Source organism: Nonomuraea cypriaca (assembly GCF_015645445.1).
In the GTDB taxonomy this organism is placed as follows: domain Bacteria; phylum Actinomycetota; class Actinomycetes; order Streptosporangiales; family Streptosporangiaceae; genus Nonomuraea; species Nonomuraea cypriaca.
Genome location: NZ_JADOGI010000012.1, coordinates 49817 through 71438, shown reverse-complemented (window position 1 = coordinate 71438; position 21622 = coordinate 49817). Strand labels below are relative to the sequence as shown.

The window sequence follows — 21622 nt, the reverse complement described above, 5'->3', positions numbered from 1 at the left end:
CTGATTTGGCGTGTGACCGCCCGAGAGGAGTCGTCCGGTGACTGATTCGCCCCTGGTTGTGGTTGAAGGGCTGCGCAAGGTGTACCGGACCGGGCCCAAGGAGGTCGCGGCGCTGCGCGACGTGTCGTTCTCGGTGCTGCCCGGGGAGCTGGTCGCGGTGCGCGGGCGGTCCGGGTCGGGCAAGACGACCCTGCTCAACCAGATCGGCGGCCTGGACCGGCCCGACGCGGGGCGCGTGGTCGTGGCCGGGCACGAGGTCACGACGCTGTCGGAGGACGCGCTGCTGGCTCTGCGCCGGGACGTGGTGGGGTTCGTGTTCCAGTCGTTCGGGCTGATCCCCGTGCTGTCCGCGGCGGAGAACGTGGGGGTGCCGATGCGGCTGCTCCGCACGCCTTCCGCGGAGCGGGAGGAGCGCGTACGCATGCTGCTGGCTCTTGTGGGGCTGGAGCAGCATGCGAACCAGCGGCCGTACGAGCTGTCGGGAGGGCAGCGGCAGCGGGTGGCGATCGCGCGGTCCCTGGCCAACAGGCCCCGGCTGCTGGTCGCCGACGAGCCGACCGGGCAACTGGACTCGCAGACGGGGCGGCAGATCATGGAGCTGCTGCGGGCGCTCGTGCGTAGTGAGGGGGTCACGGCGCTGGTCGCCACCCATGACCCGAGCCTGATCATGCTGGCGGACCGGGTCCTGGAAATCAGCGACGGCATCGTACACGAGGCCGCACTGACCTGACGTCCTCAGCACTGACCTGACCTTCTCCAGCCCTACCTGATCTCCCGCCGCTGACCTGACCCGCTCCGGCACTGCCCTGACCATCCTGGCCGCCCTGACCCTCCGGGATGCCTGACCTTCCGGCGTTACCCTGATGCCTTCTCCGTCGGCCGTGTCGCGGGGAGGATGGCGGCCAGGTTCGCGACGGCGGCCAGCACGCCGCCGGCCAGCGCCAGCGCCGGCACCCCGATCACCCCGGCCAGCGGCGCCGCCACCGCCAGGCCGAACGGCCGCGACGCGAACGAGATCAGCTGGTCGAACGAACGCACCCGCCCCAGCGCCGCCTCCGGAAGCTCCTCCGCCACCACCGTCTCCCACAACGGGCTGAGCAGACCCAGCCCGAACATCGCCAGGAAGTACGCACCCGCCGTCACCCAGGCGGGGGCCCCGACGGCGAGCGCCACCATGGGCAACAGGTAGGCCGCGGCACCGGCCTGAACCACGGCCAGCGGCCGGCGAATCGGGAGCCGCGGGGCCGCGAAGACCCCGAGAAGCATGCCCACCGTGCCGCTCTGCACGATCATCATCCAGCTCGTCTCGCCGCCCAGATGCTGCACCGCCGTTACGGGCCCAAGGGTGAGGAACAGACCAGCCACGAAGTGCCACACGCCATGCCCCAGGACACAGGCCAGGAACCAGGGACGGTCCCTGATCTCCCGCCATCCATCAGACAGGTCCCTCTTGAAGGAGGCGACCGCGGACGCCCGGCCGGAGACTTCCACGGCAACCCCGGGAACGGTGTCGACGCCCCCAGCGGCTCCGGCCGATCCGACGACGCCGGCGACTCCGGCGGTGGGTTCGGTGGCTCCGACGGTTCTGGCGGCGGTCTTGGAGTGGCCGTATGTGCGGAGGCCGCCGAGGGTGAGGGCCGAGCAGGCGAAGAGTGCCGCTGTGAGGGCCGCCGCCCAGCCGGGGGCGGCGGCCACGGTGATCGTACCGGCGAGTGCCGGGGCGGCCACCGCGGACAGGCTTGTCGCCACGCCGATCCGGGCGTTCATTCGTAGCCTGTCACGGCCCGGCACCACCGCGGCCACCAGCCTCGGCACCGCAGGGCTGCCGAACGCGATGGCCGCCCCCGTCACGGCCGACAAGAGGGCCAGGTCGAGGAGGCGGTGCACGCCGAGGAGGAGTTCGGTGGCGATGGCGGCCTGCGCCAGGCATCGGGTCAGGTCGGCGAGCAGCGCAAGCCGTTCGGGCCTGAGCCGGTCGGCCAGCACGCCGCCGACCGGCAGGAACAGCAGCAGCGGGATCATCTCACTGGCCAGCACGATGCCGAGCGCCTCGCCCGACCCCGTGGCCCGCAGGACCGCCAGGGTCAGGGTCGTCGGGATGAGGGCCGTAGCCAGCGCGGACAGGCATCGCCCGATCAGAAGCCGGTTCATCATGGTTGGGGAGAGTATTTCGCCAGCTAATGTTTCGTCAACAAAATACTCGCTGGCGTATGATCCCTGGAATGGAGGACTCGGTCGATCGTCATCTGGCCCGCTGGCGCGGCAAGGCACCCTTCGACGAGCGGGTGGAGGCGGTTGTGTCGCGCATGCAGTTGCTGGTCAAGCACCTGAGCCACGCGAAGGAGGTGGCTCTGGCGGAGGTGGGGATGCAGGACTTCGAGTACGAGACGCTGCACCGGCTGGTGGCGCGCGGCGGCGCGGCGACGCCTTCCGAACTCGCCACGGACCTGCTGCTGTCACCGGCCGGGATCACCGGACGGCTCGACACGCTGGAGAGATCTGGGCTCGTACGGCGGGTACGAAGCACGGAGGACCGCCGGCGGGTTGACGTGGAGGTCACCTCCAAGGGACACGACCTGTGGATGGAGGCCATGACGATCCGGAGTGAGGTCGAGGCGAACATGGTCAACGCCCTCGGCCCAGAAGACCAGGAGACCTTGGACGGCCTGCTCAAACGCCTCCTGATGCGCGCCGAATCCACCCGCTGACAGCCGTATCAGGTGACCCACGCCCAAAGGATCCTGGGTCTGGGGACTGCTACCGTCCCGTGCGGCTGGCCACGATGACCTGCACCGTGTGTTCCAGTGCGTACGCCGGGTCGGCTCCCCCGCCCTTGACCTGCTCGTCCGCGCTCGCCACAGCCTGGATCGCCCTCGACAGCCCTTCCGGCCCCCAGCCGTTCAGCTGCCGTTTCACCCGATCCACCTTCCACGGCGGCATGCCGACATGACCGGCCAGTTGCCCGCCCCGAAGGTTGCGTGGGGCGCTGCCGACCTTGGCCAGCGATCGCAGCCCACCAGCCAGGGCGCTCACCAGCAGCACAGGAGCGACCCCGGTGCCGAGAGCCCAGCGCAACTGCTCCAGCGCCTCCGCGAGCCGCCCCTCGACTGCCGAGTCCGCCACGTTGAACCCCGTGACCGCCGCCTGCCCCTTGTGGTAGCGCGCCACGGCGGCAGCACTGATCGTCTTGTCCTCCGTGTCGAACACCAGCTGACTACACGCCGCCGCCAGCTCCCGCAGATCGGTGCCGACCGCGTCCAGCAACGCCTGCGCGGCGTCACCGGAGATATTGCGCCCAGCCCGCTTGATCTCTCCCTTGACGAAGTCGAGCCGTTCCCCGGCCTTGGTGACCTTGTTGATGGTCACCACCTTGGCACCGGCCTTCTTCACCCCGTCGACCAGCGCCTTCCCCTTCACCCCACCGGGGTGGACCAGCACGAGCACGGTGTCCTCGGAAGGTTGCTTGGCATAGGTCACGATTTCGGCGATCACGTCCTTGACCAGGTCCTGCGCCGACCGGATCACCACCACGGACCGATCTCCGAAGAGCGACGGCGAGGTCAGCTGCGTCAACTCCCCGACCGTCACCTTGCTCCCCATGAGGTCATGCACCTCAACAGTCGGATCGGCGCCCCGCGCCGCCGCGACGACGCCACTCACCGCCCGCTCGGCCAGCAATTCCTCATCGCCGAGGACCAAGGTCACAAGTGCTGGATCGGTTCCCGCCACATCAGGCAGCATGCCATGCGCCACCGACAACCTGGTACTCGACGGAACCACACCACCGTGATCCTTTCCAGCACGCCCGGCGGATCACAGGGCGCGGGCCAGCGCGGTGCCGACGGCCGCGTCCTCGGCTCCGAGCCCGGTCAGGTCGGCCACGGTGATCTGGCCGGGCGACGTGCGGCCTGGTACCCGGCCCGCGATGACGTCACCCAGCGCGACGGCGGGCCGCCGCGGGGCGTACTGCAGCTCGCCGATCGCCCGGCACTGCCGCACGTCGTCGGCCGCGACCACGTCCGCCCGCTCCAGCACCGCCGCGTCCAGCTCGCGCTTACCGGCCATGTCCGCGCCGACCGCCGTGACGTGGGTGCCCGGCGACAGCCAGGCTCCGGAGATCACGGGCTCGCGCGACGGCGTGACGGTGTGGACGACGTCGGCTCCCCGTACGGCGGCCTCGGCGCTCGGCGCGACGACCACCTTCCAGCCGTGCAGCGCGCGCATCTCCTCGGCGAACGCGGCCGTCCGCTCCGGGTCGCGCCCGTGGACGCGCAGCTCCACGAGCTCGCGCACCTCCAGTAGCGCGCGAAGCTGGTAGCGGGCCTGGGCACCCGGGCCGATCACCGCGACCACGGCCGCGTCGGGGCGTGACAGGGCCTCGGTCGCGGCGGCGCCCGCCGCACCCGTGCGCAGCTCGGTCAGGTAGCCGTTGTCGAGGGCGATCACCTCGGGGAACCCGGTCTCCGCGTTGGCGATCACGCTCAGGCCGGAGCTGACCGGCAGGCCCTTGGCGGCGTTGGCGTAGAAGCCCGTCGCCAGCTTGGCCGCGAAGTGGGTGGCACCGTGGAGGTGGGCCCCCTTGATGTGCACCTCGCCCCGGGCCTCGGGGAGCTCAAGGTGCCACGGGTCGGGCTGGGACACCGCCCCCGCGGCCTGCGCCACCAGGGCCTCCTTGGTCATGGCCAGTGCGAGCCGGGGGCCGACCAGGGCCCGCACCTCCTCTTCCTTCAGCACCCTCACGCGACGGCCTCCGCGTATGCCGCGGGCGCGATGTTGCGCCCGCTGAGCACGACCACGAGCCTGCCCACGGTCTTCTCCACCTTTCCGGCCAGCACGGCCGCCACGCCCACGGCTCCGGCGCCTTCGGCGACCAGCCCGTGCCGGGTGAACAGCCACCGCATGGCCTCGCGTGTCTCTGGCTCGGTGACCGAGGCGAGCCGAACCCGGCCGCTGATCAGCGACGGGGTGACGCAACCGGGCTCGATGTTCCCGCTCAGGCCGTCGGCGATGGTCTCGCCGACCGTGACGGTCACCACGTGCCCGGCCGCGACCGACGCGGAGACCCCGCGGGAGGCCGCGGCCTCGACCCCCACCACCCGGACGTCCCCGCGCCGCTCGGCCCACAGGCCGAGCCCGGCCGCCAGCCCGCCGCCGCCGACCCCGCACACCACGGTGAGCGGGCCGGCGGCCTGGGAGTCCAGTTCGCGGCCGATGGTCGCCTGACCGGCGATCACGTGCGTGTCGTTGTAGGCCGACACGTAGACCAGGTCGCGACCGGCCAACTCCAGCGCGTGCGCCTCGGCCGCGTCGAAGTCGGGGCCGTGCCTGACCAGCTCGACCGGGAAGCGCCGCAGCGCCGAGACCTTGGCGGGCGACGCCGTCTCAGCGACGACCACGGTGACCTTCCTGCCGGTCGCCTTCGCGGCGTGAGCCATGCCGAGCGCGTGGTTGCCGGCGCTCGCCGTGACGGCCGCCACTCCGGCCGGGAGTGCGGACAGCGCGGCGATCGCACCCCGCACCTTGAACGAGCCGGTCGGCTGGAACGACTCCAGCTTCAGCAGCGCGCCGGGCGCGAGCGCGGTGGGCACCAGCGGCGTGGGGGCGAGCCGCCCGCCGACCGCCGCCCAGGCGCGGTCGAGGTCGTCGCCGGAGGGCGGGCGTACCTGCCGGATCCCGCTCACGCCTCGGCTCCGGCGACCTCGACGACGACGTCCTTGGTCTCCCGCATCCTGATGTACACCACCGTGGAGATCAGCATGAGCACGGTCGCGTACCAGCCGAACAGCACGGTGTGCCCGGCGTCGATGAACGCCGTGGCGACGTACGGCGCGGTGCCGCCGAACAGGGCCACGGTCGTGGAGTACGGCATGCCGAGGCCCGCGGTGCGCACCTTGGCGGGGAACAGCTCGGCCATGACCGCCGAGCAGACCGCGGTGTAGCAGGTCAGGAGCAGCATGGCCGCGCACGAGATCCAGAGCAGGCTCCAGAACGACTTGTCCACGAGGGACAGCAGCGGCACGGTGAGCAGGGTGAACCCGATGCCGAACACCACCAGCATCGGCTTCCTGCCAATGCGGTCCGACAGCAGTCCGCCGAGCGGCTGGATCACGGTGAAGAAGGCCAGCGCGATCGTGGTGGCCGGCAGCGCCTCGGCCGGGTCGGTGCCGGCCGTCGTCTCGGCGTAACTGGGCAGGTAGACCGACCAGGTGTAGAAGCTCACCGTGGCGCCGATCGTCATGCCGACCACCAGCAGCGATTCGCGGGGGTGGTGGCGCAGGAAGTCCCACATGCGCGGCCGCTCGGCCCGGCCCTCCTTGATGGCCTCGGCCAGCGCGTACGTCTCGTGCGTGCCGCTCCTGATCCACAGACCGCTCAGGCAGGCGACGGCGCCGATCAGGAACGGCATGCGCCAGCCCCAGCTCAGCATGTCGGGCTTGGACAGCAGGTTGCTGAACAGCGCGGCGATGCCGGACGCGAGCAGCTGCCCGAGGTTGGAGCTGAAGTAGCTCATGCTGGAATAGAGGCCGCGCCGCCCGGGGGTGGCCGACTCGACCAGGAACACCGACGACACCGCGAACTCGCCGCCGACGGAGAAGCCCTGGACCAGCCTGGAGACCAGGAGCAGGATGGGCGCCAGCAGGCCGGCCTGCTCGTACGTGGGCAGCACGACCATCATGAGCTGCCCGATGCCCATGAGCACAATGGTCAGCGTCATGGCCGCGCGCCTGCCGTGCCTGTCGGAGATCAGTCCGATGACCAGCCCCCCGACCGGGCGCATGACGAAGCCGACCGCGAACACGGCGAACGTGCCGAGCAGCGAGGCCGCGTGACTGGAAGCGGGAATCACCTGGTCGGCGAAGTATGTGCTGAGGAACGCGTAGGTGAGCCAGTCGTACCACTCGATGGCGTTGCCGATCGAGGTGGCGGACAGCTGGCGGACCCGGCTGCGCAGGGGGGACGCAAGTACCATGTCACGCAGTTTGCTCCTCGTCATTAAATTTCGGCAAGCATCAGCCGAAGTCTTTAACAAAACCGTCATAGCGGAAGGTTGGCTATAAGATTCAGACATGTTGGATGAGCTTGATCGCCGCCTGGCCGCGGCGCTGCAGGTGGCGCCCCGCGCGTCGTGGGGCGACCTCGCCCGCGCGATGGGCGAGCACGAGCGCACGGTGTCGCGGCGGTTGCAGCGGCTGCTCGCCGACGGCGCGATCCGGATCACCGCGATCCTCGACGATCTCCGCTCTGGTATCGGCAAACCCGTTCACCTGCGCGTGGTCACCGACCCTGGCAGCGTGGACGACACCGCCGCGGCGCTGGCCGCGCGGGCCGACGTGCGGAGCGTGTTCGCCGTGACGGGGGCCACCGACGTGTGGTGCGAGCTGATCGTCTACGGGCCCGACCCGCTCCAGCGGCTGCACGAGATCCTCACCCGCGAGCTGCCCGGCATGCCGGGAGTGCGGGCCACCGAGTCGGAGGTGGTGCTGCGCGCGTTCACCACGGTCGCCGACTGGCACGCGCCGCTGCTCGACGCGGGCGAGGTCGAGGCGCTGCGGGCGTGCGCGGTGCCGACGCTGGCCGAGTTGCCCGCTCACGTGGCGCTCGGGCCGGCCGAGCAGGCGGTGGCCGACCTGCTCGTACGCGACGGCCGGATGAGCTACACCCAGATCGCCGAGGAGCTGGGCACGTCCGTGCCGACCGCCGCCCGCAAGGTGGGCTGGCTGCTCGAACGCCGCCTCGTTCACCTGCGGGCCGAGGTCGAGCCCGCGCTGCTCGGCCTCCAGGTCGAGGCCCAGCTCGGCCTGGAGGTACGGCCGGCCGGCATGGACAAGGTCGGCAGGGCGCTGGCCGGCCATCCTGGCGTCCGCTACTGCGCGGCCATCGCCGGGGCCCACGACCTGCTCGTCGAGGTGTGCCTCACGCACGAGAGCGACCTGTACGAGCTGGCCACCAAGTTCATCGGCGGGCTCGACGAGGTCAACGACGTGGACATGTCCTTCATCACACACGCCTACAAGCGCGGCCACCTGCTCAAGGACGGCCGTCTCACCAGGAGGCCCGTATGACCCCGGCTCGCTACGAGGACGATGCCGTGCGGATGTGCGCCGAGCTCATCCGCGTGGACACCAGCAACCCGGGCCCGGGCGAGCGGGAGGCCGCCGAGCTGGTCATGACCTGGCTGACCGAGGCCGGGCTCGACCCCCTTTACATCGAGACGGCGCCGCGCCGCGGAAACGTCGTGCTGCGCGTGCCGGGGAGCGACTCCTCGCTGCCCGGCCTGCTCGTGCACGGGCACCTCGACGTGGTGCCCGCCGACCCGCGCGAGTGGACGGTGCCGCCGTTCTCCGGCGAGATCGCCGACGACTGCGTGTGGGGCCGAGGCGCGGTGGACATGAAGCACATGGCCGCGATGATGGCGGCCGTCGTCCGCTCGGGGCTGCGGCCCCGCCGCGACCTCGTCTTCGCCTGGCTGGCCGACGAGGAGACCGGCGGCGACCTCGGCGCCCGCCACCTCGTCACCAAGCGGCCCGAGCTGTTCGAAGGCTGCGCCGAGTCGATCAGCGAGGTCGGCGGCTACTCGGTCGAGCCGGCCCCCGGCCTGCGGCTCTACCTCGTCGAGACGGCGCAGAAGGGGCTGGCCTGGCTCAGGCTGACGGCCAGCGGGCGGGCCGGGCACGCCTCCATGCTGCATCCCGACAACGCGCTGACCGAGCTGGCCGCGGCGGTCGCCAGGATCGGCTCCCACCCGTGGCCGCGGCGGCTGACCCCGACCACCCGCCGCATGCTCGCCGAGATCTGCGACGCCTGCGGCGTTCCCTTCGACGAGGACGACCTCGACTCCGTGCTGGCCCGGCTCGGGCCGGTGGCCCGCTTCGTCGGGGCGAGCCTGGTGCACGTCGCCAACCCGACCAGGTTCCAGGCCGGGTACGCCACCAACGTGGTGCCGGAACTGGCCGTCGCCGAGGTGGACGGCCGGTTCCTGCCGGGGCTGCGCGACGACTTCCTGGAGACGATCGACCGGCTGGCCGGGCCCTCGGTGCGGCGGGAGTTCATCGACGTCGAGGAGGCCGTCGAGGCGCCCTTCGACACGCCGCTGGTCGAGGCCATGCTGGCGGCGCTGCGGGCCGAGGACCCGGCGGCGCGGGTGGTGCCGTACAGCCTGTCGGCGGGCACCGACAACAGGACCTTCGACCGGCTGGGCATCCGGGGCTACGGCTTCGTCCCGCTGCGGCTGCCGCCGGAGCTCGACTTCGCGGCCATGTTCCACGGCGTGGACGAGCGGGTGCCGGTGTCGGCGCTGCGGTTCGGAGCCCGGGTGCTGCGCGACCTGCTGTCCACGTACTGACTGGTTGTCTCGGTCACGCGTTGTCGAGGAATCCTCCGAGGAGCGGCAGGCCGTCCGCCAGCACGGCCGGGTTGTTGGCGTAGCCGATGCGCAGATAGCCCTCCATGCTCATGGCGCTGCCCGGTGTGAGCATGACGCCGGTCTCTTCGATCAGGCGGACGCACAGCTGGCGGGAGGTCATGGGCATGTCGTGCCGCAGCAGCGCGGTGGTGCCGCCCTGAGGCTTGACCCAGCTGATCTGGGGCTGGGCCTCAACCCAGTCGGACAGCGTGGCGAGGTTGGCGCGGGTGAGTGCGCGGTTGCGGTCGAGGATGGCAGGGGCGCTTTCCAGCGCGACAGAGGCGAGCAGGTCGTCCACCATGCCGACACTGATGGTGTTGTAGTCGCGGTGGACGCTCAGCTCGTGGATGAGCAGGGTGGGGCCCACGACCCAGCCCAGGCGAAGGCCCGCCAGGGAGAACGCCTTGGACATCGACCCGGTGCTGATGCCGCGCTCGTACAGATCGGCCACCGAGACGGTGGTGCCTGGGTCTGCCTGGTCGATGCCGCGGTACACCTCGTCGCACAGCAGCCAGGCGCCGGCGTGGTCGCAGATGCGCACGACCTGCTCCAGGAAGGCGCGGTCCATCAGTGAGCCGGTCGGGTTGTTGGGATTGTTGATGGCGACGAGTTTCGCGCCGCCGTCGACCAGCGCGGCCAGCTCCTCCAGGTCGGGCAGCCAGGCGTTCTCCTCGCGCAGGCGAAGGAGGCGCACGTCGGCGCCGATGGACTCGGGGATCGAGTAGTGCTGCTGGTAGGTCGGCAGCACCGACACCACGCGGTCACCGGGTTCCACCAGCGTCAGGTGCACGAGGTGGTTGGCGCCGACGGCGCCGTGGGCGATCATGACGTTGCCGGCGGCCTGACGGTCGTAGAGGGCGGCGACGGCCGAGCGCAGGCGGTCGCTGCCCTCGATGGCGCCGTAGGTCAGCTTCAGGGGCAGCAACTGTCGCAGCAGCGAGTCGCCGTGACCGGCCAGGTCGAGCAGCTGGGCGACGGTGAGCGACTCCACGCAGGTCTCGGCGAGGTTGTGGGTGCAGCGGGTCTCGTACTCGTTCATCCACTGCTCGACGCCGAACGGGGCGATCTTCACGACAGAGTCTCCAGGACGGCCAGGGCGACGGCGGCATCCTCGATGCCGAGCCCGACGGAGCGGAAGAACACCGGTTTGTCGCCGGTGGGGGCGGGCGCCGAGCCGGACACGAGGCCGGCCAGGTCGCCGCGGATGGCCTGGAGGGTGAAGCCGTGCTCGGCGGTGGCGATGCGCATGTCACCGGCGGCGGCGTAGGCGCCCGGCGCGTGGTCGGCGTACACGTCGAGATCGGGCAGGGCGGCTGGGTCGATCTCGTGCGCCATGGGCGCGTTGGTCGAGATCGAGGTGACCAGGGTGCCGGGCGACAGGCGTCGCACGTCGATGACGGGAGCAGCCGCCGAGGTGCACAGCAGCACCACGTCGGCACCCTCGGCGGCCTCGTCCGCGGTGCCGGCGAGCCTCACCTCGCCGAGCCCGGCGAGGCCATCGAGGTCTGCCTCAGTAGCGGTGCGCGAGTAGAGGCGCACGTCGTCGAAGGCGCGCACCGCACGGGCGTGGCGCAGGTGGGCGCGGCCGACCGGACCAAGGCCGACGACCGCCAGCGAGCGGGCGTCAGAGCGCGAGAGCAGGTCGATGGCCAGCGCGGTGGTGGCGGCGGTGCGCTCGGTGGTGAGGCGGCCGGCGTCCGCGAGCAGCAGCGGCTGCCCGGTGCGGGTCGACAGCAGCAGCGTCCAAGCCGTGACGATCGCCTTGCCCTGCGGCTGCGGGAGATAGGGGGAGACCTTCACGGCGTAGACCCCCGCGTCGGCGAGGACCGCCTGGTAGGCGATCACGTCGCCGCCGTCGGGCAGATCGGTCACGACCTGCTGCGGCTGGACCGCGCGGCCCGCCGCCAGCTGTGCGAACGCCTCACGCACCAGGGCCTGGACGGCTGCCTCCGACAGTACGGGACCGCTCGCATCGACTATCATTGGAATACCCATAATGAGCAATATAGTGCGCATTTCTGTTGGTGGTAACCAGGGAGGACGGACGTGGCCGACGAGGACGTCACCAGCGGGCCGACCGCCGAGTTCCTCGCACGGCTGGGCGAGGAGGTACGCCGACGTCGCAAGGGCGCCGGGCTGACCGTCCAGCAGCTCGCCGACGCCACGGGACTGAGCCGCCGCATGCTCACGCTCATCGAGCAGGGCCAGGCCAACCCCAGCCTGGTGACCGTGGACAAGATCGCCCGCGCCTTCGGGACGGACTTCGCCTCGCTGACCCGAGACAGCCGGCCGGACCCGATCGTGGTCAACGCTCCCGGCGCCGCGGCCGGCGTGTGGTCCTCCACCGCAGGCAGCCGCGCGGCACTGCAGGTCGCCACCCGGCACCACCCCGCCGCCGAGCTGTGGGACTGGACGCTGCAGCCGGGCGACCGCTACGACGCCCAACCCGACCCCGCGGGCTCCGAAGAGCTGTTCTACGTCATCGACGGCACGCTCACCCTGGAGGTCGAAGGGACGCGGCCGGTAAACGTGAAGGCCGGCGGATCGGCACGCCTGGCGAGCGACCGACGCTACGTCTACGTCAACACCGGCCGGAAGCCGACACGGTTCGTCCGCGTCGTGCGACTGGCGTAGAGCCATGTGATCCCGCGATGACGCCATATCCGCACGGGCTCGAGCTGTCAGCGAGGCATCGTGCTGCCGTGAAGGCGGCTGAGCTCCCACAGGGCTCTGAGCGCGAACGCCTCCCGAACCTCCGGCGCTACGGGCCGCGCGCAACCACTGCCAGCCCTCCGTCCTTCTCCACGACGGCGAGGTCACCTGACTGGTCGGTGCGGTAGGTGGTGGCGCCGAGTCGGCGCAGGAGAGCGAGTGTGGACGGGGCCGGATGACCGTAGTCGTTGTCGGCTCCCACGCTGATCAACGCCGCTCGTGCGCCCAAGGACCCCAGAAAGGCCGGGGACTGCCTGTTAGATCCGTGGTGCGGGGTTTTGAGAACGTCCGCCCGTACGGCCATCCGGCGCAGCAGGTCGTCCTGGGCCTCCGTTTCCAGGTCCCCGCCGAGCAGGGCTGAGCCGGGACGCCAGCGTACGTGGAGCACCACGCTGGAGTTGTTGATCGCGCTGCCCTCGCCCTGCCCGTGCCTCTCGCCCAGGGTGGGGTCGGGCGCGAGCACGGTCACCTCCGACGGGCCGAACCGCCATCGGGTCCCCGGCGCCACCGTCCATTCGGGGATCCGGCGTTGCGCCAGGCTGGCCGAGGTGCGTACGCCCGCCTGCTGCCGACTGACCACCGCCGCGCCGACGCGCCGATCCCTGAGAACACCCGGAAGGCCGTCCACGTGATCGGCATGCGGGTGAGTGAGAACGAGCAGCGGCACGTCATCGACACCCACCCTGCGCAGGCATCTGTCCATGGCGACCGGATCCGGTCCTGTGTCGACCACCACGCCTCGGCCTGGGCCTGCCGCGATGATGAGTCCGTCGCCCTGGCCTACGTCGCACATCACCATCAGCCAGCCTTCGGGCGGCCACGGCGCGGCGATGGGGCGTACCACGAGTACCGCCACCAAGGCGGCGCCGGCCACCGTCAGCGTGATCGCCCGCCACGCGCGGCGGCGCAGGATCAGAACGGCGATGGCCACCGTGACGGCGAGCAGGCCGAGCCCCAGGAGACCGCTGGGCCATGGCAAGGTGGCGAAGGGCAGGTTCGCCGCCCAGCGGGCGACCGTGATGATCCAGCCGACCGCATAGCCGGCCGGGATGAGCAGGAGTTTCGCACCATCCAGCCACAGGGGTGCGATCAGGGCGGCCGTGAAGCCCAGGAGGGTCGCGGGGGCCACCGCTGGAGCCACGAGTAGGTTGGCGAGCACCGCCACGGGTGTGAGCTGCGCCGACATCAACACCAGAACCGGTGTCACGGCCACCTGCGCCGCCGCCGGCACAGCCACCGCCTCGGCCAACCATCGAGGCATCCGGTAGCCCCGCATCCCGCCGGACTGCTCCCTACCGGAGGTGGTGGAGGGATCGGTGGCTTTGTGGGTTGAGAGGCGGTCGCGCCAGCGTGGGGCCAGGGTGAGGATGCCGGCGGTGGCCGCGACGGACAGGGCGAAGCCGTACGAGCGGGCCAGTTCGGGGGCGAAGAGAACCAGCAGAAGAACTGTCGCGGACAGAGCGGCCATACCGTCCCTCGCGCGGCCTGTGCCGAGAGCGACAGCGGCCACCAGGCCCATGAGGAGGGCTCGCAGGACGCTCGGGGAAGGGCGGGCCACCACGGCGAACGCGAGCATCGCGATGGCGGCGAAGATCGCTCTCGCGGGGAGGGGCAGGCCCACCACGCGGGAGATGGCGAGTGCCGCGCCTGCGACAATCGCCAGATTCGCGCCGCTCACCGCCGTCAGGTGGTTCAGGCCGGCTTCCCTGAGGTCGGATGCCACCTGCGGATCCATGCGGGAGACGTCGCCGACCACCAGGCCCGGGAGGAGGCCACGTTGGTCCGCGGGGAGGATGTCGGCGGCGGTTCGCAGGCCGGATCGGAGGGCGCCTGCTGCTGTCTGGAGCTGGGATGGGGGCGTCAGGACTCGTGGTGGGCCCCGGACCAGCAGAATGGCCGCTACCAGTTCGCCGGGGGTCGGTTGCGCCAGGCGGCCGGTGACTTGAAGGTGCTGGCTGGGGAGGAGCGTGCCCCAGACCCGGCCGTTGGAGAAAACCGTGATGGGCACGTTGACCGCTTGCCGACCGGTACGGGTTTGGATGATTGTGAGGGTGGCCGGGATCACGTAGCTCTCCTGGTTGAAATAGCCGCCTCCGTTCGGTCTGCGTCTGGGGTCGTCTGTCAGCGCGATCTCGGCGGTGATGGACGCGCCCTTCGCGGCCAGCTCGGATACCGGTCCCGTGGTGAGTGCCTGAACTCGGAAGGCGACCGATGCCGATGCCGCCGTCGCGCTGATGAGGGTGGCAATCACGATGTTGCGCCAGGCGGTGGTGGTCGACGGTGATCTCATACGCGAGGCGGCCGGCCCCGATGTTCCTGACCCGGCGCGCCGCGCGACCTGCCCCACGAACGGCAACCGCCAGCGCCACGTTGCCTGGCTGAATGGCGAGCGCCAGACGGTCTGGCTCGATGATGGGCCAGCGGTTTGAGGAGTTCGGGAACGGGTGTGCCATGCCAGGGCCGAGGCGGTCAGGGCTGTCGATGCAGCGACGGTCATGCCTACGGGCGCGGAGCAGCCGAGCAGGGCCAGGGCGCAGGTCCAGGCCGCTACCGCTGGGAGGATGAGGGGCCAGGCGCGTTCGCGTTCGCTGGGGTCCAGGGTTATGCGTTCCCTGCGGGGTGCCCCTGGGCGTGAGCTGGGCATGTCAGACGCGGACCTTTGGCTTGATCTCTTCGAACTTTTTATCGCCGATCCCGCTCACTTCCCTGAGTTGCTCCACGGCGGTGAATCCGCCGTGACTGTCGCGGAATTCGGCGATGCGGGCCGCGAGGACCTCCCCCACACCCGGAAGCTCTTCGAGTTGGTCGTTCGTGGCGGAATTGAGGTCGAGAACGGCGCCGGCCGGGTCGGTAACGGGTGAACCGGGCGCTGCCGCGCCCTGGGCCGCGCCGACCACGATCTGCTCGCCGTCGATCAGCCGTCTGGCCAGGTTGAGCGATCCGGTGGAGGTGCCCCGGCTCACCCCTCCGGCCGCCGTCACCGCGTCCGTGACCCGCGCGCCTGACGGGAGCAGGTAGACGCCCGGCTTACGGATCTTGCCGGCGACGTGGACGGTCACCTTGGCGGTGGGAGACGGGGTCGACGGTGTGATCGGGGTGGGGGGTGGCAACGGCTCCGGCGAGGGCTGGGATCGCCAGACGACGAACGCCGCGACGACTATGGCGAGGGCGCCCAGTGCGAGCAGCACCCGCAGGCCCGGCCTGCCTGGGTCAAGAGCCGGCGCCTGGGTGGCGACGGCTTCGCGGAACGCCTGGAAGGTGGGCGGCACCGAGGCAGAGGGGACTTTTCTGGAAGGTTGGGCGGCGTTCGTGGATCCGTCGGTCCAGGAGCCTTCCGCCCTGGAGGCGGCTGCGGCGACGGTGTGTCCTGCGCGGGAGGCGGCTCCCGTGACGGCGTGCTCTGCCCGGGAGGCGGATCCGGTGACGGCGTGCCCTGCTGGGGAGGCGGCTGCGGTGACGGCGTGTCCTGCCCAGGCGTCGCCACGCTCACCGTCGCGCTGAGCGTGCCGAGGGGGTCGGCGGGCAGGGGCGATGATCGACCGTAGCCGGGACTCGGCTATGGCGCGCTCTGCCGTCGGGTCAGGGGTACGCACGCCAGCGAAGGTAGGCCCTCAGGGACCGCTGCAATGGGCCCGAGCGGCGTTCTGTGGACAGTCGAGGCGCCACACGTTGGTCATGTGGATAAGGGGCCGGAGAGACGTCTCATGGCCGTACACGGATGCCGTGACAGGGGAGACGCGAGGTCACGCAAAGGCCGCTCAACTCATATCAAGACCCCTTGAGCCACGCAAAACAGCGGTACGACCGTGACACCCGCCACCCGAGGCAGATAGGCGCTGGAATCCGTGACGACCGCGACCAAGGGCATGCCCCGAGATCAACTACTGGACGGGCGTCCCACCCCGCCACACCCGGCGCGGCTTGAGGCCGAAGGACCAGGCGAAGGCGCCCTCGTGGTCCGCGTCCCACTGCACGATGTCCGCCAGCCGGCCCGGCGCCAGCACGCCGCGGTCAGGGGCGCCGAGGACGGTCGCGCCGCCGAGCGTGGCTGCGCGCAGCGCGTCGTTGACGCTCATCCCGAACGCCGACACCGCCATCGCGATCACCAGCGCCATCGAGGTGATGCCGCAGTAGCCGGGGTTGTGGTCGCTGCCGAGCGCGATCTGCACGCCGTGCTTGATCATCTGGCGGACCGGCGGGAGGTGGCCGCGCTGGAGCGCGGTGGCGGGGCAGACGACGGCGGGCACGCCGTAGCGGGACATGATGGCGATGTCCTCGTCGGACATGTGGTGCAGGCCGTCGGCGGAGGCGCAGCCGAGCTCTGCGGCCAGCTGGACGGCCCCGCGGCGGCTGTACTGGCCGGCGTGGATGCGTGGCAGCAGGCCGACGTTGCGGCCGGAGGCGAGGACCCAGCGGGATTCCTCGGTGGTGAAGTGGCCCTCGTCGCAGTAGACGTCGACGCTGTCGGCGCCCGCCGCGGCCGCGTCGCCGCACCAGGCGCCCACGGCCTCGACGTATTCGCGCTGGCGGCCGAAGTATTCGGGCGGGACCACGTGCGCGGCCAGGAACGTGACGTGCACCCGCGGCATCATCGGCTCCTTCTCCAGCTCGCGCAGGAGCCGCACGTCGGCGAGCTCGCCGTCGCGGGTGAGGTGGTAGCCGGTCTTGGCCTCGACCGTGGTGGTGCCGCTGAGCAGCCAGCCGCGCAGCCGCTCGCGCACGCCGTTGCAGAGCGTCCACGGGTCGGTGCCGCGGGTCACGGTGACGGTGGAGCCCACGCCGCCGCCCGCCGCGGTGATCGAGGCGGCGCTGGAGCCGCCGGTGCGGATGGCCAGCTCGGCGTAGCGGTTGCCGGCGTAGACGGGATGCGTGTGGGCGTCGATGAGACCGGGCGTGACGAGCGCGCCGCCGAGGTTTTCGACGTGGTCGACGTCGACGATGTCGTCGACGACTCCGGGCACGCTCTGCGGCAGGTCGGGGGCTCGCCCGACCCACGCGATGCGGTCGTTGTGCACGAGGATGGCGGCGTTGCTGAGGACCTCGTTGCCGGTCCAGAGACGCCCGATATTGGTCAGGAGTCGAACGGTCACCGCATCACCGCCCCGCACGAGCCCCCACGCGAGCACAACGCCCAGCGCACGGCCTGTGCCGCGCCCACTGAGTCCGCTCCGGGTCCGGACGACATGGGGGGTCTCCTGCTCTCATCCGCAATATGTTGTGCGGTGACCGTATCGCCGGAATCATGATCCGGCGATTTCAGTTCAGTTACGTTATTTCACATGTCGGGCAGCTGTACAGGGTTATTCGGAAGAAAGACCACCGATCCCAAGCGTCACGCAACCCCAACTCGTCCCCACGGCCCCCGTTGACGACTTCGACACGAAGAGTCATCATCCGAAACCAGAACCCGAACCCAAAAAGCAGACCAACGTTAGGTCTGGCCATCCTAGCAATCCCAGGGTTCGGCGACCACTGCCGCTTTTGGGCAGCTCTGTGCGCTTTGTAGCAAGAGCTGCCCAACCATCTGGGCGGTATGGGCCAGAAGGCGCGTCCGACCTGTGGGTCAGAAGACGCGTTCGACCGGCTTGCCGGCCCGCTCCAGCTCCTGGAACAGGCTGGGCAGCACGCGGGCGTGCAGGATCGTGCCGTCCTCGACGTGGTCCACGGAGATCACTTCGGCCTCCTTGTGCGCCCGCGAGATCAGGTCGCCCCGATCGTACGGAACCAGCAGGTGGACCTCGTGATCCAGCCTCGGCAGCTCCCGCTCGATGAGCGCCATCAACTCGGGAACGCCCTTGCCGGTCCGCGCGGACACCACGATGGTGTCCTGCTCACGCCGGGTGATGCGGTCGATCACGTCCTGGTCGGCCATGTCGGCCTTGTTGATCACCACGATCTCGCGTACGTCGGAGGCGCCCTCGATGTCGGCGAAGACCTCGCGCACGGCCGCCAGCTGCCCCTCGGGATCGGGGTGCGAGCCGTCGACCACGTGCAGGATCAGGTCGGCGTCCGCGACCTCCTCCAGCGTGGAGCGGAACGCCTCCACGAGCTGGTGCGGAAGGTGACGGACGAACCCGACGGTGTCGGCGATCGTGAACAGCCTGCCTTCCGGCGTGCGCGCCCGGCGCACGGTCGGGTCGAGGGTGGCGAACAGCGCGTCCTCCACCAGCACGCCCGCACCGGTGACGCGGTTGAGCAGCGAGGACTTGCCGGCGTTGGTGTAGCCGGCGATGGCCACGGCCGGGACCTCGCGCCGCTGGCGCTGGTAGCGCATGGTGTCGCGGGAGGTGGACATGCCGCCGATCTGGCGGCGCAGTTTGGCCATCCGCTCGCGGATGCGGCGGCGGTCCAGCTCGATCTTGGTCTCACCGGGGCCGCGGCCGCCGATGCCGACGCCGCCGGCGGCCCGGCCGCCGACCTGCCTGGACAGGTTGCCACCCCAGCCGCGCAGGCGGGGCAGGAGGTATTGGAGCTGCGCCAGCTCGACCTGGGCCTTGCCCTCGCGGCTCTTGGCGTGCTGGGCGAAGATGTCGAGGATCAGCGCGGTGCGGTCGATCACCTTGACCTTGACCGTCTCCTCCAGCTGACGGAGCTGGCCAGGAGCCAGCTCGCCGTCGCAGATCACGGTGTCCGCGCCGGTCGACTCGACCACGTCGCGCAGCTCAAGGGCCTTGCCCGAGCCGATGTAGGTGGCCGGGTCGGGCTTCTGCCGGCGCTGGACCAGGCCGTCGAGCACCTGGGAGCCCGCCGTCTCAGCCAGCAGCTTCAGCTCCAGCAGGGAGTTCTCGGCGTCGGCCGCCGTGCCGGAGGTCCAGACGCCGACCAGGACGACCCGCTCGAGCCGCAACTGCCGGTACTCGACTTCGGAGACGTCCTGGAGTTCGGTGGAAAGGCCCGCCACGCGGCGCAGCGCCTGGCGCTCCTCGAGGTCCATGTCGCCGGTCTCGAACTCGTCGAGCGCGGTGTTTTCGTGCATACGTGTCATCTCTATTAGGGAACGTCTGGACACCTCAGTGTCTTCCCCGATGGTGGCACGACATCCCCCGTGCCAACACCTGGTTATCCAGGCAACACGCTGAGGTCGCCGGATCCCGAGGCCAGGGAGATCTTGTGCGGGGACGACCCGTCGGTCTTGACGGTGACCTCCGCGTCGCCGGCTCCCGTGTCGGTCGACACGTCATAGGCGACGTCGGGCACCTTGAGCACCACGTCACCCGACCCGACCTCCACCTTCGCGTCGTCGGGCGCGGAGGTGTACACGAGCTCCACGTTTCCCGACCCGGCCTCGGCCGACACCTTCTTGCCCGTCAGGCCGGCGGCGTCCACGTCGCCGGAGCCGACGAACACCTCGATGTCCCCGGTCAGGTCCCTGAGCGTGATGTCGCCCGAGCCGCTGTCGAGGTCGACGGGGAGCCCCTTGGGGATCTCTATCTTGTAGTCGACGCCGCAGCTGCCCCAGTCCGACGGGCAGTCGTACGTCACGATCAACGCGTCGCCCTCGACCTTGTGCTCCGCCTTGGGCTTGTCGTCGCCGTGCCAGCGAAGGGTCTCCACGACGCGGATGGCCGTGCCGTCGGTCTCCGTCACCACGGTGTCGCCCGCGTGGCCGTCCACCCGCAGCTTGGCGACCTTGTCCGTCACCTGGTAGGAGACGGTGTCCTGGTGGGAGGGGCCGGCGATCTGCGCGAGCCCGCAACCGGTGAGCAGCACGGCGGAGGCCAGCAGCCCGCCCGCGATCGCGATTTTCTTCATGCCCCAGATCCTCTCCTCGCCGGGCCCGCGCACGTATCGGGGATGCCCCGGAACACCCCCTGGGGGAACCCCAGCTTTGACCCCTGAACCAGCACAAGAGTAGGTTGAATTCCATAATCCAGAACTGGTTTTCCACACCTCGGAAAAGGAAGAGGGGTCCCATGGAGATCACCGGCCCGATGCTCAACCGGTTCGACGAGATACTCACGCCGGAGGCGCTCGATTTCGTGGCGACCCTCCAGCGCGAGTTCGGCGCCAGGCGGCTGGAGCTGCTCAAGGCCCGCCAGACGCGGCAGGCCGAGCTGTCGGCCGGCGGCACCCTGGACTTCCTGCCCGAGACCAAGCAGATCAGGCAGGCCGACTGGCAGGTCGCTCCCCCGGCGCCCGGTCTGGAGGACCGCCGGGTCGAGATCACCGGTCCCGTCGACAAGAAGATGACCATCAACGCGCTCAACTCCGGCGCCAGGGTGTGGCTGGCCGACTTCGAGGACGCCAACTCCCCGCTCTGGGAAAACTGCGTGAGCGGCCACATCAACCTGCGCGACGCGCTCGACCGCACGATCGACTTCGAGGCAGGCGGCAAGTCCTACACGCTCGGGCCCGACGCGGAGCTGGCCACGGTCGTGGTGCGGCCGCGCGGCTGGCACCTGGACGAGAAGCACGCCACGGTGGACGGCGCGCCGGTGACGGGGGCGCTGTTCGACTTCGGGCTCTACTTCTTCCACTGTGCCAAGCGGCAGATCGACAAGGGCAAGGGCCCGTACTTCTACCTGCCCAAGATCGAGTCCTACCTGGAGGCTCGGCTCTGGAACGACGTGTTCACCAGGGCTCAGGAGCTCCTCGGCATCCCCTACGGCACCATCCGGGCGACCGTGCTCATCGAGACGTACCCGGCGGCGTTCGAGATGGAGGAGATCCTGTACGAGCTGCGCGACCACTCGGCGGGGCTCAACGCGGGCCGCTGGGACTACCTGTTCAGCGTGATCAAGAAGTTTCGCACCAGGGGCCGCGAGTTCCTGCTGCCTGAGCGTAACTCGGTCACGATGACGGCGCCGTTCATGCGGGCGTACACCGAGTTGCTGGTGCGTACGTGTCACAAGCGCGGCGCGCACGCCATCGGCGGGATGGCGGCGTTCATCCCGTCGCGGCGCGACCCCGAGGTGAACGCGGTCGCGCTCGAGAAGGTGCGGGCGGACAAGACGCGCGAGTCGGGCGACGGGTTCGACGGGTCCTGGGTGGCCCACCCTGACCTGGTGCCGGTCTGCCGCGAGGTGTTCGACGGGGTGCTCGGATCGCGACCCAATCAGCTCGACCGGCTGCGCGAGGACGTCAGCGTGACTGCCGCCGAGCTGCTGGCCGTCTCCGAGACGCCCGGCGACATCACCGAGGCCGGGCTGCGCGCCAACGTGGACGTCGGGCTGCGCTACCTGGCCTCCTGGATGGGCGGGCAGGGCGCCGCGGCCATCCACAACCTCATGGAGGACGCCGCCACGGCCGAGATCTCGCGCTCGCAGGTCTGGCAGTGGATCCACAACGACATCACGCTCGCCGACACCGGCGCGCAGGTGACGAAGGAGCTGGTGGAGCGGATCATCGCGGAGGAGCTGGACAAGATCGCCGGCGAGCCGGGATACGACGAGAAGCTGTTCGAGCAGGCGACGGCACTGTTCAAGGAAGTGGCGCTGGACGATGATTTCGCCGAGTTCCTCACGCTGCCCGCCTATGCTCAAATGCCATAACGACCACACAAAGGGG

19 protein-coding genes are annotated in these 21622 nt (G+C 70.4%); 7 read left to right on the top strand and 12 right to left on the bottom strand.

The features are described from left to right. Window positions 1-37: 37 nt before the first annotated feature. On the top strand, window positions 38-730 hold the full coding sequence (locus tag ITP53_RS06325; RefSeq protein WP_195894342.1) for an ABC transporter ATP-binding protein: 693 nt from the start codon (window positions 38-40) through the stop codon (window positions 728-730). 125 nt (window positions 731-855) lie between these two features. Here ITP53_RS06325 and ITP53_RS06320 read toward each other — a convergent pair whose 3' ends face one another. Further along, window positions 856-2154: an MFS transporter gene (locus ITP53_RS06320; protein ID WP_195894341.1), complete on the bottom strand. Its 1299-nt coding sequence runs from the start codon at window positions 2152-2154 to the stop codon at window positions 856-858. 68 nt (window positions 2155-2222) lie between these two features. Between ITP53_RS06320 and ITP53_RS06315 the strand changes: the two genes are divergently transcribed. Continuing rightward, entirely contained in the window at window positions 2223-2708 is a 486-nt protein-coding gene (locus ITP53_RS06315) for a MarR family winged helix-turn-helix transcriptional regulator (RefSeq protein ID WP_195894340.1), read from the top strand. Between the two features lie 49 nt (window positions 2709-2757). On the opposite strand, the gene holA is transcribed toward ITP53_RS06315, so the two are convergent. The 4 genes from holA to ITP53_RS06295 all read right to left on the bottom strand — a co-directional run bounded on the left by holA (window position 2758) and on the right by ITP53_RS06295 (window position 6970). After that, window positions 2758-3741, bottom strand: a complete 984-nt coding sequence (gene holA, locus ITP53_RS06310; RefSeq protein WP_195894339.1) for a DNA polymerase III subunit delta — start codon at window positions 3739-3741, stop codon at window positions 2758-2760. Window positions 3742-3813: 72 nt separating this feature from the next. Beyond that, a complete protein-coding gene (locus ITP53_RS06305) occupies window positions 3814-4740 on the bottom strand; it encodes an ornithine cyclodeaminase family protein (protein WP_195894338.1) in 927 nt (308 codons plus the stop codon). Further along, window positions 4737-5681, bottom strand: coding sequence for a threonine ammonia-lyase (locus ITP53_RS06300; protein WP_195894337.1), 945 nt, complete (start codon window positions 5679-5681; stop codon window positions 4737-4739). Before ITP53_RS06300 ends, ITP53_RS06305 begins: the two co-directional genes overlap by 4 nt. Then, a complete protein-coding gene (locus ITP53_RS06295; protein ID WP_207755578.1) occupies window positions 5678-6970 on the bottom strand; it encodes an MFS transporter in 1293 nt (430 codons plus the stop codon). The genes ITP53_RS06300 and ITP53_RS06295 overlap by 4 nt, the downstream gene beginning before the upstream one ends. 97 nt (window positions 6971-7067) lie before the next feature. Here ITP53_RS06295 and ITP53_RS06290 point away from each other — a divergent pair, with 97 nt between their 5' ends. After that, window positions 7068-8063 (top strand): Lrp/AsnC family transcriptional regulator, encoded by a 996-nt coding sequence (locus tag ITP53_RS06290; protein ID WP_195894335.1) that lies wholly within the window; start codon window positions 7068-7070, stop codon window positions 8061-8063. Then, the gene (locus ITP53_RS06285) at window positions 8060-9343 is read left to right on the top strand and encodes a M20/M25/M40 family metallo-hydrolase (protein WP_195894334.1); all 1284 of its coding nucleotides are present in this window, start codon (window positions 8060-8062) and stop codon (window positions 9341-9343) included. The genes ITP53_RS06290 and ITP53_RS06285 overlap by 4 nt, the downstream gene beginning before the upstream one ends. A gap of 13 nt (window positions 9344-9356) precedes the next feature. On the opposite strand, the gene ITP53_RS06280 is transcribed toward ITP53_RS06285, so the two are convergent. Then, the gene (locus ITP53_RS06280) at window positions 9357-10475 is read right to left on the bottom strand and encodes an aminotransferase (RefSeq protein WP_195894333.1); all 1119 of its coding nucleotides are present in this window, start codon (window positions 10473-10475) and stop codon (window positions 9357-9359) included. Continuing rightward, window positions 10472-11398 carry an ornithine cyclodeaminase family protein gene (locus ITP53_RS06275; RefSeq protein ID WP_195894332.1) on the bottom strand — a complete coding sequence of 309 codons (927 nt, stop codon included), beginning with the start codon at window positions 11396-11398 and terminating at the stop codon, window positions 10472-10474. The genes ITP53_RS06280 and ITP53_RS06275 overlap by 4 nt, the downstream gene beginning before the upstream one ends. A gap of 51 nt (window positions 11399-11449) precedes the next feature. Between ITP53_RS06275 and ITP53_RS06270 the strand changes: the two genes are divergently transcribed. Next, entirely contained in the window at window positions 11450-12037 is a 588-nt protein-coding gene (locus tag ITP53_RS06270; protein ID WP_195894331.1) for a helix-turn-helix domain-containing protein, read from the top strand. A gap of 127 nt (window positions 12038-12164) precedes the next feature. On the opposite strand, the gene ITP53_RS06265 is transcribed toward ITP53_RS06270, so the two are convergent. Beyond that, window positions 12165-14366, bottom strand: a complete 2202-nt coding sequence (locus tag ITP53_RS06265; protein ID WP_328814120.1) for a ComEC/Rec2 family competence protein — start codon at window positions 14364-14366, stop codon at window positions 12165-12167. Here ITP53_RS06265 and ITP53_RS06260 point away from each other — a divergent pair. After that, complete coding sequence (locus ITP53_RS06260) at window positions 14356-14544, top strand: hypothetical protein (protein ID WP_195894361.1); 189 nt, start codon at window positions 14356-14358, stop codon at window positions 14542-14544. The two genes, ITP53_RS06265 and ITP53_RS06260, sit on opposite strands and share 11 nt — an antisense overlap. A 216-nt stretch (window positions 14545-14760) precedes the next feature. Here ITP53_RS06260 and ITP53_RS60110 read toward each other — a convergent pair whose 3' ends face one another. The 4 genes from ITP53_RS60110 to ITP53_RS06240 all read right to left on the bottom strand — a co-directional run bounded on the left by ITP53_RS60110 (window position 14761) and on the right by ITP53_RS06240 (window position 19867). After that, window positions 14761-15708 (bottom strand): helix-hairpin-helix domain-containing protein, encoded by a 948-nt coding sequence (locus ITP53_RS60110; protein ID WP_328814118.1) that lies wholly within the window; start codon window positions 15706-15708, stop codon window positions 14761-14763. Window positions 15709-15996: 288 nt separating this feature from the next. Continuing rightward, window positions 15997-17205, bottom strand: coding sequence for an imidazolonepropionase (hutI, locus tag ITP53_RS06250; protein ID WP_195894329.1), 1209 nt, complete (start codon window positions 17203-17205; stop codon window positions 15997-15999). Window positions 17206-17678: 473 nt separating this feature from the next. After that, window positions 17679-19091 (bottom strand): GTPase HflX, encoded by a 1413-nt coding sequence (gene hflX, locus ITP53_RS06245; RefSeq protein ID WP_195894328.1) that lies wholly within the window; start codon window positions 19089-19091, stop codon window positions 17679-17681. A gap of 83 nt (window positions 19092-19174) precedes the next feature. Next, window positions 19175-19867 carry a DUF4097 family beta strand repeat-containing protein gene (locus ITP53_RS06240; protein WP_195894327.1) on the bottom strand — a complete coding sequence of 231 codons (693 nt, stop codon included), beginning with the start codon at window positions 19865-19867 and terminating at the stop codon, window positions 19175-19177. A 161-nt stretch (window positions 19868-20028) separates the two neighbouring features. On the opposite strand from ITP53_RS06240, the gene aceB reads away from it, so the two are divergent. After that, the gene (gene aceB / locus ITP53_RS06235) at window positions 20029-21606 is read left to right on the top strand and encodes a malate synthase A (RefSeq protein WP_195894326.1); all 1578 of its coding nucleotides are present in this window, start codon (window positions 20029-20031) and stop codon (window positions 21604-21606) included. Window positions 21607-21622 lie beyond the last annotated feature (16 nt).

What these genes read in the sequence shown, in the direction of transcription:
- holA (WP_195894339.1), bottom strand. Translation starts at nt 3,741, where the DNA reads ATGCTGCCTGATGTGGCGGGAACCGATCCAGCACTTGTGACCTTGGTC.
- ITP53_RS06275 (WP_195894332.1), bottom strand. Translation starts at nt 11,398, where the DNA reads ATGGGTATTCCAATGATAGTCGATGCGAGCGGTCCCGTACTGTCGGAG.
- ITP53_RS06290 (WP_195894335.1), top strand. Translation starts at nt 7,068, where the DNA reads ATGTTGGATGAGCTTGATCGCCGCCTGGCCGCGGCGCTGCAGGTGGCG.
- ITP53_RS06295 (WP_207755578.1), bottom strand. Translation starts at nt 6,970, where the DNA reads ATGGTACTTGCGTCCCCCCTGCGCAGCCGGGTCCGCCAGCTGTCCGCC.
- ITP53_RS06315 (WP_195894340.1), top strand. Translation starts at nt 2,223, where the DNA reads ATGGAGGACTCGGTCGATCGTCATCTGGCCCGCTGGCGCGGCAAGGCA.
- ITP53_RS06320 (WP_195894341.1), bottom strand. Translation starts at nt 2,154, where the DNA reads ATGATGAACCGGCTTCTGATCGGGCGATGCCTGTCCGCGCTGGCTACG.
- ITP53_RS06285 (WP_195894334.1), top strand. Translation starts at nt 8,060, where the DNA reads ATGACCCCGGCTCGCTACGAGGACGATGCCGTGCGGATGTGCGCCGAG.
- ITP53_RS06240 (WP_195894327.1), bottom strand. Translation starts at nt 19,867, where the DNA reads ATGAAGAAAATCGCGATCGCGGGCGGGCTGCTGGCCTCCGCCGTGCTG.
- aceB (WP_195894326.1), top strand. Translation starts at nt 20,029, where the DNA reads ATGGAGATCACCGGCCCGATGCTCAACCGGTTCGACGAGATACTCACG.
- hflX (WP_195894328.1), bottom strand. Translation starts at nt 19,091, where the DNA reads ATGCACGAAAACACCGCGCTCGACGAGTTCGAGACCGGCGACATGGAC.